The organism is Brevundimonas sp. TWP2-3-4b1 (assembly GCF_049897665.1).
GTDB lineage: Bacteria > Pseudomonadota > Alphaproteobacteria > Caulobacterales > Caulobacteraceae > Brevundimonas > Brevundimonas subvibrioides_B.
In genome coordinates, this window is record NZ_JAFCWQ010000002.1 from 42,875 (window position 1) to 56,438 (window position 13,564).

General features: G+C 68.1%; 10 protein-coding genes. 1 reads left to right on the forward strand and 9 read right to left on the reverse strand.

Features of this window, described 5'->3' with window-relative positions:
* Positions 1-111: 111 nt before the first annotated feature.
* The 9 genes from ACP7A5_RS02585 to ACP7A5_RS02625 form a co-directional block, all read right to left on the reverse strand.
* Positions 112-573, reverse strand: coding sequence for a PaaI family thioesterase (locus tag ACP7A5_RS02585; protein ID WP_426040445.1), 462 nt, complete (start codon positions 571-573; stop codon positions 112-114).
* Positions 570-1,523: an NAD(P)H-dependent flavin oxidoreductase gene (locus ACP7A5_RS02590; protein WP_426040446.1), complete on the reverse strand. Its 954-nt coding sequence runs from the start codon at positions 1,521-1,523 to the stop codon at positions 570-572. The genes ACP7A5_RS02585 and ACP7A5_RS02590 overlap by 4 nt, the downstream gene beginning before the upstream one ends.
* Complete coding sequence (locus ACP7A5_RS02595; protein ID WP_426040447.1) at positions 1,520-3,235, reverse strand: class I adenylate-forming enzyme family protein; 1,716 nt, start codon at positions 3,233-3,235, stop codon at positions 1,520-1,522. The genes ACP7A5_RS02590 and ACP7A5_RS02595 overlap by 4 nt, the downstream gene beginning before the upstream one ends.
* Complete coding sequence (locus ACP7A5_RS02600) at positions 3,232-4,716, reverse strand: class I adenylate-forming enzyme family protein (RefSeq protein ID WP_426040448.1); 1,485 nt, start codon at positions 4,714-4,716, stop codon at positions 3,232-3,234. The genes ACP7A5_RS02595 and ACP7A5_RS02600 overlap by 4 nt, the downstream gene beginning before the upstream one ends.
* Entirely contained in the window at positions 4,713-5,939 is a 1,227-nt protein-coding gene (locus ACP7A5_RS02605; protein WP_426040449.1) for a thiolase family protein, read from the reverse strand. The genes ACP7A5_RS02600 and ACP7A5_RS02605 overlap by 4 nt, the downstream gene beginning before the upstream one ends.
* A complete protein-coding gene (locus ACP7A5_RS02610) occupies positions 5,936-7,624 on the reverse strand; it encodes an aldehyde dehydrogenase family protein (protein WP_426040450.1) in 1,689 nt (562 codons plus the stop codon). The genes ACP7A5_RS02605 and ACP7A5_RS02610 overlap by 4 nt, the downstream gene beginning before the upstream one ends.
* Positions 7,624-8,772, reverse strand: coding sequence for an acetyl-CoA C-acyltransferase (locus ACP7A5_RS02615; RefSeq protein WP_426040451.1), 1,149 nt, complete (start codon positions 8,770-8,772; stop codon positions 7,624-7,626). The genes ACP7A5_RS02610 and ACP7A5_RS02615 overlap by 1 nt, the downstream gene beginning before the upstream one ends.
* 22 nt (positions 8,773-8,794) lie before the next feature.
* On the reverse strand, positions 8,795-10,261 hold the full coding sequence (locus ACP7A5_RS02620; protein ID WP_426040452.1) for a carotenoid oxygenase family protein: 1,467 nt from the start codon (positions 10,259-10,261) through the stop codon (positions 8,795-8,797).
* A 65-nt stretch (positions 10,262-10,326) separates the two neighbouring features.
* On the reverse strand, positions 10,327-11,229 hold the full coding sequence (locus tag ACP7A5_RS02625) for an SDR family NAD(P)-dependent oxidoreductase (protein ID WP_426040453.1): 903 nt from the start codon (positions 11,227-11,229) through the stop codon (positions 10,327-10,329).
* 116 nt (positions 11,230-11,345) lie between these two features.
* Here ACP7A5_RS02625 and ACP7A5_RS02630 point away from each other — a divergent pair, with 116 nt between their 5' ends.
* Positions 11,346-13,559 (forward strand): TonB-dependent receptor, encoded by a 2,214-nt coding sequence (locus ACP7A5_RS02630; RefSeq protein ID WP_426040454.1) that lies wholly within the window; start codon positions 11,346-11,348, stop codon positions 13,557-13,559.
* Positions 13,560-13,564: the final 5 nt, after the last annotated feature.

The window sequence follows — 13,564 nt, forward strand, 5'->3', positions numbered from 1 at the left end:
GGAGGGGGACCGCGAAGCGGTGGAGGGGGCTCGCCGGGAATACGGCGTTTGGGGTGAGCCCCCCCTGTCACTTCGCTGCGCTACGCGCCACCTCCCCCAATGGGGGAGGATCTATCTCCCAGCCCGGATCGCCACGCCCACCGTCCCCTGCGCCACCACCAGCCCCGCGTCGGCGCGCACCTCGGCCGCGACCACGGCCTTGCGGTCGTCCCGCCAGGTGACCGTCCCCGTCGCCTCCAGCCGCGCGGTGTCGCTGGGCGCGGCGTTCAGGAACCGCATTGTCAGATCGCTCGTCACCAGGGTCTGGCCGGGCTTCAGAATGCTCATCACCGCCGCCCCGCCGGCCATGTCGATCAGGGCCGCCGTCACGCCGCCATGGACCAGGCCGATGAAGTTGGCGTGACCCGGGTCGATGTCGAGCGCCACCCGCACGAAGCCTTCGCGCGCCTCTGACGGATGCGCGCCCAGGCGCTTCAGGAAGCCGCCGACCCCGTCGCCGGCCGCCATCCAGCGCCTCAGCAGGTCCAGCCCGTCGACGGTCGGGTCCAGTTTGAACCGGACGGGTTCGCTCACGCCGCCCCGCAGAGAGCCGGGCGCCTGGACGTCTTGCGTTCGAAGCGCTCGATTGCGGCGATGTACTCTCGCTCGAGCTGGCTGACGACGTCGGCGACCGGCTCCACGGCCTTGACCGACTCGACGCCCTGGCCGGCGGCCCAGATGTCGCGCCAGCGCTTGGTGTCGCCGCCGGAGGCATAGTCGCGCACGGCCGGCCCGCCCAGATTGTCCGGGTCCCGACCCGCAGCCCGCAGCGACGGCTTCAGCCAGGAGGCGGCTGTGCCGGTGACCGAGTCCGACACCACCAGATCGTCCGGCCCGGCGTCGATGACCATCTGTTTGTAGGCCGGCTGGGCCATGCTCTCGGTGGCCGCAAGGAAGCGGGTGCCCATGTAGACGAAGTCCGCCCCGGCCGCGACCGCCCCCGCGATCCCGGCCCCGTCGCCCACGCCGCCGCCGACCGCGATATAGCCGTCGAAGAACTCGCGCACCGCCGAGATGAAGGCGAAGGGCGACAGGTGCCCGGTGTGTCCGCCCGCGCCCGCACTCACACAGGCCAGGCCGTCGACCCCGGCAGCTGCAGCCTTCTTCGCCAGGGTCATGGAGATGACGTCGGCGAACACCAGCCCGCCGTAGGCCTTGACCGTCTCCATCACCGGCTTCGGCGACCCAAGGGCGGTGATCACGACGGGCGGCTTGTACTGGGCCACCAGGCGCAGATCTTCGGCCAGACGCGCATTGGTCGAATGCGTGATCAGGTTGGCGATCCAGGGCGCGTCGCCGGGCTTCAGGGCTCCGGTGATCCGGGCCATCCAGCCGTCAAGGTCCTCGACCGTGCGGCAGTTGGTGGTCGGGAAGGCCCCGCCGATCCCGGCCTTGCAGGCGGCGATGACCATCTCCGGCCCCGAGACCAGGAACATGGGCGCGGCGAAGACGGGCAGGCGGAGCGTGTCGAAGGGGGGGGTCATACGGTCTCGGTCTGGTTGAAGGCGGCGCGCAGGTCGCGTTTCAGCACCTTGCCCACCGGATTGCGGGGCAGGGCGTCCAGCGTTTCCAGCCGCTCGATCTGCTTGTAGACGGCGACCTGACGCTCGACGGTGAGGAAGCGATTGATCTCGTCCATCGTCGCCGTCTGGCCCGGCCGGAAGACGACGAAGGCCGCCAGACGCTCGCCGAGGTTCGGGTCGGGCGCCCCGACGACGGCGGCCTCGGCCACGGTCGGGTGGGCGACGAGGTGGTTCTCGATCTCCTCGGACGAGATGTTCATCCCGCCCCGGATGACGATGTCCTTCAGCCGCCCGACGAATTTCAGATACTGCAGCCGGTCGCCGGCCAGTTCGAACAGGTCGCCGGTGCGGAACCAGCCGTCCCTGTCGAAGGCCCGGGCGTTGATCTCCGGCGCGCGCCAGTAGCCCGAGAAGATGGTCGCGCCCTTGACCCGCAGCTCGCCGGGCTGGCCCGATTGTGTGATCTCCCGCTCCGTCTCCGGATCGACCAGCCGGGTGAAGATCCGGTCATGAAGCAGGCAGTTCCATTTGAACCCGTCGCCCAGGCGCGGAAACAGGGTGGCCCGCTCGGCCGGGTCCGGAATGTCCTTCAGGGCGCTGGGGAAGGAGGCGCCTTCGTTGGAGCCGAAATAGTTGACGATCTGCACGCCGTGCTTCTCGTGGAAGGTCCGCACCATCCATTCCGACAGGGGCGCCGAGCCCGAGCCGATGGACTTCAATCGTTTGAAATCGATGCCCTCCAGCAGCGCCTCGTTCTGCAGCAGCAGGTTCAGAACGGCGGGCGGGGCGACGGTGTAGTCGATCCTCTCCTCGCGGATCTGGCGCAGCAGGATCGGCAGGTCGAACGGCTGGTGCTGGATCAGCACGCCGCCCAGCAGCAGCCAGCCGACGAAGGCCGTCGAGATACCGGCCATATTGACCATCGGGAACGGGTTCAGAAGCCGCGCCCCAGGCTCCAGGTCTGCCGCGTCGATGACGCCGGCGCCCATGATGATCCATTCGTTATGGCTCCGCGGCACGCCCTTCGGCTGGGCCTCGGTGCCGGACGTCCAGCAGATGGTGAAGATGTCATCGGCGGTGATGCGGGCGTCCCTGGCCGCCTTCTGCGCCGCGCGGTGCTGTTTGCCCGTGACCCCGTCCATCAGGGGTTCGAGATCGAGCGCGCCGGCCGGGCAGGTCTCGCCCAGGACGAAAACGGTCTTCAGCGTCGGGCAGCGGGCCTTGAGCGCGACGATCATCTGGCCGTGCTGCTGCTTCCCGATCCGGTCGGCAGTGATCGCGGCGACGGCATCGGTCCGGTCGATGATGTAGGCCAGCTCGCTCTCGCGGTACTGGACCGGGGCCGGGCTGGCGATTACGCCGAGACGCAGACAGGCCAGATAGGCGATGCTGAGTTCGGCGATATTGGGCAGCTGGATGACCACGACCTCGTTCTTGGTGATCCCATGCGCGACCAGGACCGCCGCCAGCCGATCGACGGCATGGGCGGTCTCGCGCCAGGTCAGGCGGTCGGGCTGGCCGCCGACGACATCGGCCGCGTTCAACGGATCGACCAGAGCCTCGCTGTCAGGATGGGCGGCGACATGTTTCTGGAACAGGTCGTCCAGCGTCTGGTCGCCCCACCAGCCCTTCGACTTCATCTCCTTGATGCGGTCCTTCGGGATCACGATCATCGGGCAAGCTCCAGCGGTCGTTGCGTAGTTCGACATAGGGCGCGGACGTCGTCTCGCACCACCTTGCCAACAGGATTGCGGGGCAGGGCGTCCAGCAGGTGCAGCCGCTTGGGCGTGCGCACCGGGCCGATCCGGTCCCGGACGAAGTCGGTGATGGCGGCGGCGTCCGCATCGGGGGCTACAGAGACCGCCGCCTCCAGGCGCTCGCCCCAGACGTCGTCGGGCTCGGAAAAGGCGCACGCCTCGCGCACCATCGGATGCAGGTTCAGCGCCGCCTCGACCTCGCCCGGATAGACATTGTAGCCGCCGGTAATGATCAGGTCCTTGGACCGGCCGATCAGATGCAGCAGACCGTCGTCATCGATCCGGCCGATGTCTCCTGTCTTCAGCCAGCCCTCGTGGCGCGACGCCGCCGTCAGCTCGGGCGCGTCCAGATAGTGGGTCCGGGTCAGGTCGCCGCCGACCATGATCTCGCCCTCGCCCCGCTCGACCAGATCGCCATCGGCGGTCAGCAGCCGCACCGGTGTCCCGGCGAATAACCGGCCGACACTGGCGCGCTTGTCGGGATTAGCCATCTCCGCGGGCGACAGGCCGGTGATGGTCATGGGCGCCTCGGTCTGGCCGTACAGGGTGGAGACGACGGGGCCGAAACGGGCGATAGCCTTTGCGATCCGGTCCGGCGACATGGGCGCGGCGAAATAGGTCAGGTGGCGCAGGCGGGGGAAGTCGTCGGGCTGGAACTCGGCCTCGCCCATCAGCAAGGCGATCAGGGTCGGGGGCATGAAGACGGTGGTCACCCGCGTCTTGAGCTCGGTCAGTATCGCCGCGCGGTCGGGTTCGGCCAGCAGGATGTGCGCTCCACCCGCCGCCAGCACGGGCAGGACATAGTGGGATGACCCGTGGGTCAGGGGCGCGACGGCCAGGTTCACATCGCCGGCGGTGAAGCGGTAGAACTCGGCCAGCGAGCGCAACGCGGCCGCCCCGCTGACCTGACTCTGGACGACGCCCTTGGGCACGCCGGTGGAGCCGCCGGTGAACTTCAGGGCGAACGGCGCGCCGGGATCGTCCGCGATCGGAGGCGGCGTCGCGGCGCCCAGGCCATCCAGCCAGGTCTCCAGCGACAGGGGGTTGGCTGAGGCGCGGGCGGACTCGCTCGATGCGGCGTCGATCAGGGTCAGGGCCAGATTCGCACGCGCCTGGAAGTCGCTGTTCAAACGGGCGCCGTTGCGGGGATTGAGCGGCGTCCAGACCGCGCCGGCCCGCAGGATGGCCAGATAGGCGACGACGTGGCGCCAGCTGTTCCGCGCGCACAGTCCGACACGGTCGCCCGGTCCAACGCCGCGCGCCGCCAGGTCGCCGGCGGCCGCCTCGACCTGTGAGATCAATTCGCTGTGGGTCAGGGTCACATCGCCGTCGAACAGGGCGGGACGATCGGCCTTGGCGGCCCGGTTGTCATAGAGGGCGCGGATCGGGTGGGTCATGCCGCCCGCTCCAGAATGGTCACGACGGTCGCGGCTTCCTCGACGCCGAGGAAGCCGCCGCCGTTCTCGGCCGCGGCGATGCGCGCGCCCTCGACCTGCCGCGCCCCGGCCTCGCCGCGCAACTGGGTGGTCAACTCGAACAGCTGGGCGATCCCGGTCGCCCCGACCGGATGCCCCTTGGACACCAGACCGCCCGACGGATTGACCGGGGTCCGGCCGCCGAGGGCGAAGTCGCCTGCGCGAAGGCGGGCGCCGACTGTGCCCGGTTCTGCCAGACCCAGGTTCTCGATTTGCTGCACCTCGGCATAGGAGGTGGCGTCATGGACCTCAACGAGATCGACGGCGACCGGACCGATGCCGGCCTGTTCATAGGCCTTCGCCGCCGCGCGGCGGCCGATATGATTCTCGAAGTCGTTCGCCGCCCGGTCGCTGGCGCTGACGAGGACGCAGGCGCGCACGCGGACAGCCCGCCCCGGCCCGCACAGGCGCGCCAGACCGGCCGCCGAACAGACCACCGCCGCCGCCGCACCGTCGCTGACAGGGGCGCACATGGCGCGGGTGAAGGGGAAGACCACGGGCTTGTCGGCCAGGACCTGGTCGACCGTCATGGGCGTGCGGTACTGGGCGCGCTCGTTCAGGGCGCCGACGCTGTGGTTCTTGGACGCGATACGGGCGAAGTCTTCCTGGGTCGTGCCGTGGCGAGCCATATGGGCGCGGGCCTGGGCTGCATAGAAGTCCATGAACAGGCTGCGATCGGGTCCGGGGTCCTCGCCGCCCATCGACCGGATATAGGCGACGACCCCCTCGCGGTCGTGGATGTCCGTGCCGCCGGCGAAGGCCGCGGCAACGCGCTCGGGGCGGTCCGGCCAGACCATCTTCTCGACCCCGACGATCAGGGCGATATCGCCCGCGCCGGCCTTGATCCAGTGGATTGCCGAGAGCAGCGCCGTCGAGCCGGAGGCGCAGGCGTTCTCGACGTTCACCACCGGAATACCGGTCAGGCCCAGCGGCCGCAGGGCGATCTGGCCCCGCACCGTGTTCTGGCCCTCCAGCATCGGCTGGCGCGTATTGGAGAACCAGGCCGCCTCGATGTCGCCGACGGCTGCGCCCGCGTCGGCAAGGGCCGCCGTCACGGCCTCGGCGGTCAGGGATTTGACGCTGTCGTCCGGCCGCTTGCCGAAGCGGGTCATCGAAATCCCGGCGATGAAGACGTCGCCGCTCACGCCCCGGGCCGTCTTCGTTGGACTATGCGGAAGCGCGAGGCGACGAAGGCGAGATCCGCGAGGCAGGCGTTGCCTGCGGGGTTCAGCCCTGTGACGTGATAGTCGCTGTATGCGGCGGCGAAATTGATCCACATCGCGCCGGTCAGGTTGATCGACAGATTGGCGCCGGCGGCCTCATAAGCCGGCGTCGCCCTCTCGATGAAATCCTCGTCGGTCGCATAGAGGTAGGACGAGATCGAGCCCTTGGTGCGGGCCAGCCAGGTGGCCTCCATCACCGCCTCGTCGGCGTCCTTCCTTACCAGGAACAGGACCGGACCGAACCGTTCCTCCGCATACAGATCGACGTGTTGGCCGTCCTCCACGGCGATGACCAGCGGGGTCAGGGTGCGGGCGGCCGGGAACTGCGGATGGGCGTAGGGTGCGGGTTCGCGGAGCGTCCGCACCCCGGCCATGTCCGTGACAGCGGCGCGCGCCTCGGCCACGACCGTCAGGGACACCTCGCCCTGGATCGCGCCCATAATGCCGGCCGCCTGCGCGGGGTCGGAGGCGATGGCGTCGATCTGTTCGACGATGGCGGCGGACATGGGCTCGAACAGGTCGGGCGCGATGTAGATGACCTGCGGGCTGGTGCACATCTGGGCCGAGAACAGGCTGGACGAACGGGCGACGGCGCGGGCGACCGCGTTGAGATCGGCGACGCTCTCGATGACCACCGTGTTGACCCCGGCCGTCTCGGTGAACAGCTGCTTGCCGACGACGGTGCGTTCCAGATGGCCGCCGTAGCGGGGGCTGCCGGTGAAATCGATGATCTGCACCTGCGGGTCGTCGACCAGCGTCTGCGCGACAGGATCTGTGAGGGTGTCGACGGCGAGCATCACCAGGTTGGGATCGAAGCCGAACTCGGTCAGCACGGCGCGGCTGGTCTCGACCACGATGGCCATGGGCAGGATGGCGATGGGGTGCGGCTTGACGATGACCGGATTGCCGGTGGCCAGGCTGGCGAACATCGCCGGATAGGCGTTCCACGTCGGGAAGGAGGCGCAGCAGATCACCAGCCCCACGCCGCGCGGGACCAGCACATAGGTCTTCTCCAGGGTGACCTGTTCGCCGGCGAACGTGCGGCGCCAGGTCGCCGACGGAGTCACATCGCGCATCGCCTTGGCGGCATAGGCGAGGGCCTCGACGCCCCGGTCCAGCGCATTGGGGCCGGAGCCGCTGAACGCCTGGGTATAGCTCTGGCCGGCGACATGCATGACCGCGTGGGCCATCTCGAAATTTCGGTCGTAGAGACGCGCCGCGATCTCCAGGCACAGGGCGATGCGCAGTTCGAAATCGGCCTCGCGCCAGGCGCCCATGGCGCTGACGGCCGAAACGACCAGGGCCTCCGGATCGCTCTGCGGATAGCGGATGCCGAGCGGCTTCTGAGTAAAGGGCGAGACCTCCTCGCCGACCTCGCCGACGACGCCGGGCTGGCCCAGGTCGAAGGTCGTGCCCAGACGCGCCTCGAACGCCGCCTTGCCCGCGCCCGGCTTGTCGGGGCCGTGGATCTTCGTGGACGGACTGTCGCTGTAGGGGCTCCAGCTCTTGCGCGTCTCGACCGCGTCGATGGCGGACGCCAGCGTCGGCGCATGGCGCGCGATCAGCGCTATGCGACGGTCGTCCAGACTGGTCGCGGACCCGTCCATCAGCCCAGTCGCTCGACAATCATCGCCGAGCCGATGCCCTGGGCTCCGTGCGCCACGACGATGCCGTAGCGTCCTTCGCAGGCGTCGAGCGCATCCAGCAGCGACGACAGCAGGATGGCGCCGGTCGCCCCCATCGGGTGGCCCTTGGCCATGTGGCCGCCGCCGACATTGACCTTGTCCGGGTCGACCTTCCGCTCGCGCATGAACTTGACGATGGTGACGGCGAAGGCCTCCATGAACTCGATCCGGTCCATGTCGTCGAGGCTCAGGTTCGCCCTGGCCAGCGCCCGGTCCATGGCCGTGAACCCGGCGGTCAGGGACGCGGCCGGGTCGCCGCCTGCCTCGGCATAGGCGACGATCTTCGCGCGCGCCCCGGCCGCCTCGCCGGTGACGATGGCGAGGCCGGCGCCGTCGCACATCGGCGGGGCGTGGGCGACGGTGTGTCGGTGGTCGATGACCCTGCCTTCCAGAGCATCGGCATACTGTTCGCCCAGCGCGCCGAAGGCGGCGGGCATGGCGGCCAGGCTCTCGGCGGTGGTCGAGCCCCGGGCCGGTTCCTCCCTGTCGAGGCCGTTGAGCGGGATTCGGGATTTGACCAGGGGCGTGCCCTCGGCGGCGGCCGTCCTTTGCTGCGAGGTGAGGGCCGCGGCGTCCATCTCCTCGCGGCTGACGCCGAGGTCCTCCGCCAATCTGTCTGCGGCGACGACGACGGGGATGTAGCGGGTGCGTGGCGGGAAGCTGGCGTCCTCGTAGTAGTCGGCCTTGTCACCCATGAAAGGCACGCGCGACATCATCTCGACCCCGCCGGCCAGAGCGGTTTTCGCCCCGCCCGCCTCGACCATCTGCGCCGCCTGCCCGATCGCGGTCAGACCCGAGACGCAGTAGTTGTTGATCGAATAGGCATAGGCCTCGTCCGGCAGCCCGGCGTACATCTTGGACACGAGGGCGACGTTCGCCCCCTGCGCCCCGACCTGGCCGACGGCTCCCAGAATCAGGGCGTCGACCTTCCGCGCCGCGCCGCCGTTGCGGGCGTCCAGGGCGTCGATCAAACCGCCGACCAGCTCATGCGGCTTCATCGAGGCCAGGCCTCCGTCGGGGCGGGCCCTGGCGCGCGGCGTGCGCACGGCGTCCAGAATGTATGCGGTCACAAGCTACTCCCCGAGGTTCGGATCAGGCCGCGATCTGGTCGCCGGGCGCCCAGGTTCCGTGGAATCCGGCCGGCACGCGGACGGGCAGGGGGATGCGTGCGATCGGGCCCTTGTCGAAGTCCTGGGCGTTCAGGACCTGTACCTCGGAGGTTCCGTCCGGCGCCGTGGCGAAGACCACAACATAGCCGTCGTCTTCGGAGGTCGATCCGACGCGGGGTGCGAACACGGGCTCGGACCCGCCGATGCCGCCGCCGAACTTGTATTCCTGCGCCTGACCGGTGCCGAGATCGTATTTCAGCAGACCATCGAACCGCTGCAGTTCCTCCGGCGCCATCGACACATGGTAGGACCATTTCGCCCTGGCGCCGGTGTGGTCGAGATTGATGACCGGGAATTCGCCGATGCGGTCGTCGAGCTGGCGTTTCTTCACCTCGCCCGTGACCATGTTCATCCGCCACTCGACCGGCACGGCGTTCAGCGCCAGAACGTTGACCATCGAGGCGTAGGGGCCATAGGCCGGGTTCGGCGGGAAGCCGTTCGGCTGCATCATGCAGGCGGTCATGACGACCTCGTCGCCGTCCTCCCAGGCGTTGACGACATGATAGATGTAGCAGGTCTCGGTCTCGAACCATCTGATCTGGTCGCCCGTGCCGTATTTGGGCGCGACGCCGAACCGCGCCGGCTGATCGGCCACCTTGATCTGCCACATGTGGTTGCGCAGGCCGCCCTCGGTGAAGACCACCGGCAGGTCGTGCAGGATGACGTAGTTCTCGGTCAGCCCCATATCGTGCGGCAGGCGCGGACCGGGCAGGTCGACGCGCTGGAAGTTGGTCAGGACATTGTCCTTCGACACGACGCCCCAGGTCATCCACGGCTCTGTCAGGGAGTAGTCGAAGAAGCAGAACTCCCCGGTCCTCGGATCGACCTTTCCGTGGGCCGAGACGTGGCGTGACAGGCCGCCGCCAAAGTCCTCGTTGCCGAGCGTCTCAAGAGTGCGCGCATCGACCCGCACCGGTTTGCCGGAGATGTACCACAGGGCCATCAGCGAGCCGTTGTGGAAGACAAGGTCTGTGTTGGCCGTGTCCTTGTAGACGAGCTCGCCCCGCATCGAATCCGGCCGCGACTTCGACGACGGCATCAGGACGCCGCCGGCGCCGATCGCCTTGCCGGCCTTCTCGGCGCGATAGTCGTCGGTGCCGATATAGCGGTTGCGGTACTCCGCCTTGCCGTTCTCGAAATAGACGGCGTGGATCATGCCGTCGCCGTCGAACCAGTGGTGCATCCCCTCGGGAGCCTCATGTGGATTCGGGCCATTGCGGACGAAGGACCCGTGCAGATCCTTCGGTATCTCGCCGATGACCGGCAGTTCCAGCGCCGTCGTCTCGGCCGCGACGGGCTCGTACAGGCCCTGCAGATAGGGATTCAGGGTGTTAAGGCCGGTCAATTCGCCCGTCGAGATCCTGCGGGCTACGGCGGCGTCGTCGGCCATGGCTCAAGCTCCATCCATCCAGAAAGGCAAGTTACGCGCAGCGGTATCTTAACGCAAGTCAGGTTTCACGCCCTGGGAGGCCTGGCGGCCAGGAACTCCTCGAAAGCGGTGTTACCGTCATAAGGACGCGACCAGGTCTCGCCAGACATCATCGCCTCGCGGCCCGCGTTGAACCGCTCCAGCGGCATATCCGGATCCCGTCCGAAATCTACCCCCGGCCCCTCGATCCGCCAGGCGGGCCGTACCTTGCCGGCCCCGGCGACCAGGGTCTCGCCGTTCAGTTGACAACCTGCGCTGACCAGCCAGCTGACCACGGGCGCGACCAGTTCGGCGGGCATGGCTGCGGCGGTGGCGTCGTCGACGTATTTCTCGGTCATTGCGGTCAGCGCGTAGGGGGCGACGGCGTTGGCGTGGACGCCCTTGGACGCGCCCTCCAGGGCGATGACCCGCATCAGGCCGATCACTGCTGCCTTCGACGCCGAATAGGCCGCCATGCCGTGCACCCCGTGCAGACCGGCCGCCGAGGTGGTCATCACCATTCGGCCCGCCCCTTGTTCGCGCATGTGCCGATAGATCGGCAGGGTCGCCGTCAGGGTTCCGAAGAAGTTGATGTCGAAGACGCCCCGCACCTGTTCGACGCTCTGTTTATGCAGGCTCATCGCCTCGGGCACCCCGGCGTTGTTGATCAGCCCATCGATGCGACCGAACCCGTCCAGCGCCGCCGCAAGGAGCCGGTCTCCGGCTCCGTCCTGCTCGACGGCCAGGGCGCAGGCCACGGCCTTGCCGCCCTCCGCGCGGATTCGGGCGGCTACCGCATCGGCTGAGGCCGGCTGGCCCTGAGCCCTGGGTCGGGTGTTGACCACCACACTCGCGCCCCGCGCTGCCAGATCCAGCGCATAGGCCAGACCCAGGCCGCGCCCTGCCCCCGTGACGATGACAACACGGTTCTCCAGCGATCGGTCGGCCATGAACTCTCCTCGCTCAACACTTGCGTAAAAGGACTTGCAAATCTGGTCTGTTGGCGCAAGCCTCTCGGCAGAGCTTCCGGCAACAGGGGGCCAATCATGGGAACGGGACCGCCAACATGAAGACCATCATCGGGAAGACCGCGTCCGCCGCCGTGCTGATTCTGGCCGCCGGCCTGGCTACGCCGACTTTCGCCCAAAGTACTGGAACGCCCGCGCCGCAGGACGAGGCCGCCTCGCTGGACGACATCATCGTCACCGCCCAGCGTCGCGCACAGTCGCTGCAGGACGTGCCGATCGCCATTACCGCCTTCGACGCCGAGACGTTGGAGCGCACGGCGGCCCAGGGCATCCAGGATGTGGCGTCCAAGGCGCCGGGCGTGACCTTGACCCAGTTCAATATCGGCGAGCCCCAGCTCTACATCCGCGGGGTGGGCACCACGAGCGACTCGGCCGCCAGCGACCCCTCCATCGGGGTCTCCATTGACGAAGTCTCGATCGGTCGAGCTGGAGCCAGTTCCCTGGCCTTCCTCGACATCGAGCGGGTCGAGATCCTGCGCGGGCCCCAGGGCACCCTGTACGGCCGCAACGCCTCGGGCGGCGCGCTGAACGTCTATACCCGCAAGCCCCAGCTTGAAGACACGACGATGGCGCTGCTGCGCTATGGCAGCTTCAACGAATGGGGCGGCGAGGCGGTGATCAACCGCATGATGGGCGAGGCTTCGGCCGCCCGCCTGGCCGTCCGCGTCAACTCCAACGACGGCTATGCCGAGAACGTGCCCTCAGAGCGAGGGCTGGAGGGCGGCAACCAGTTCGGCGCGCGAGTCTCGCTGATGACCGAGGCCGGTCCCTGGACGCTGACCGGATCGGTCGATGTTTCTCGCGACCGGATGGACGGTCACGCCCGTATTCCGGTCACGACGTCGAGCACGGCTCCGGCCTTTGTCGCCCTCATCAACGGCCTTCGCACCGGGCTGGATGTTCGCCAGAGCTATTCCTCGCCCGACAACTATCAGGACCGCGACAACTGGGGCGCCACGGTGCGGGCCGAGTATGCCGCCGAGGCGTTCGACGTCGTCTCCCTGACCTCCTATCGCAACAACGAATACAGCTGGCGCGATAACCTCGGCGGGCTGCCGTTCCCGAACTTCCCGCTGATGGTTGATGACCGGGCCACGGAGGACGCCAGCCAGTTCAGCCAGGAGTTCCGCCTGGTTTCCAAGCCGGACTCGGCAGTCAGTTGGGTCGCCGGTGTCTACTACTTCAGCGAGGACGTGGACCGCTCGGAGCGCTTCATCGTCCAGGCCGCGCTGCCGATCGCGCCGCCGTCGTTCGGCGGTGACACCACATTCAACCAGACGGCCGCGAACTCGAGCTACGCCGCCTTCGGTCAGGCGACCATTCCGTTCGCCAATATCTGGGAACTGACGCTTGGCGCCCGCTGGACCCATGACGAGCGCGAGATCCATCAGGTCGCGCTGGACAATGACCTGGGTCTCAACCCGCCCGTCGGCATCCCCCTGGGGCCGACCGGGTCCCCCTACAACGTCCGCGCCGACGCCAGCTTCGAGGAGCCGACCTGGAAGATCGCCCTGGCGGTTGAGCCGTTCGACAACGTGCGCCTCTATGCTTCCTATGACCGGGGCTACAAGGCCGGGTCCTTCCCGTCAGGCGCCCAGACGGGCGTCCAGGCCGGCACGCCGCTGCGCTCGGAACTGCTCGACAACTACGAGCTCGGAATCAAGTCGACTGTAATGGACGGCCGGCTGCGCTTCAACGCCGCCGCCTTCAAGCTCGAGTACGACGATCTGCAGGTCTATGAGCTGCTGGGTCTGAACCTGGTCACGTCCAACGCCCAGGCCGAGGTCAATGGCTATGAGATCGAGAGCGCCTTCGCGGTCACGAACAACCTGACGATCGGCGGTTCCTACACCTCGCTCGACGCCCAATACACGTCCAACGCCGTCTCTGGCGCTTCGATCCTCCGCTACAACGGCCTGATCCTGCCGCGTTCGCCGGAGAGCCAGTACACCCTGTACGCCGACGGCGAGTGGGATATGTGGGGCGGCGAGCTGGCTGCCCGCATCGACTATCAATGGACGGACGACTTCTTCTTCGACCCGTCTAACAATCCTGAGGTCCGCTCGCCGGCCCACAGCCTGGTCGGAGCCTATGCGTCATGGGAGGCCGCGAACGGGGTGAAGATCGCCGTCTACGGCAAAAACCTGGGCGACGAGGAATACCAGCAGCACATCATCAAGAACGTCGGGGTGGGCTTCAGCGTCTTCGGCCCGCCACGCTCCTACGGCATCGCGATCAGCCGTAGTTTCTGATCGGA

Bases quoted from the DNA above. Each gene is read 5' to 3' on its own strand.
- ACP7A5_RS02590 (WP_426040446.1), bottom strand. From the start codon at position 1,523: ATGACCCCCCCCTTCGACACGCTCCGCCTGCCCGTCTTCGCCGCGCCC.
- ACP7A5_RS02595 (WP_426040447.1), bottom strand. From the start codon at position 3,235: ATGATCGTGATCCCGAAGGACCGCATCAAGGAGATGAAGTCGAAGGGC.
- ACP7A5_RS02600 (WP_426040448.1), bottom strand. From the start codon at position 4,716: ATGACCCACCCGATCCGCGCCCTCTATGACAACCGGGCCGCCAAGGCC.
- ACP7A5_RS02610 (WP_426040450.1), bottom strand. From the start codon at position 7,624: ATGGACGGGTCCGCGACCAGTCTGGACGACCGTCGCATAGCGCTGATC.
- ACP7A5_RS02620 (WP_426040452.1), bottom strand. From the start codon at position 10,261: ATGGCCGACGACGCCGCCGTAGCCCGCAGGATCTCGACGGGCGAATTG.
- ACP7A5_RS02625 (WP_426040453.1), bottom strand. From the start codon at position 11,229: ATGGCCGACCGATCGCTGGAGAACCGTGTTGTCATCGTCACGGGGGCA.
- ACP7A5_RS02630 (WP_426040454.1), top strand. From the start codon at position 11,346: ATGAAGACCATCATCGGGAAGACCGCGTCCGCCGCCGTGCTGATTCTG.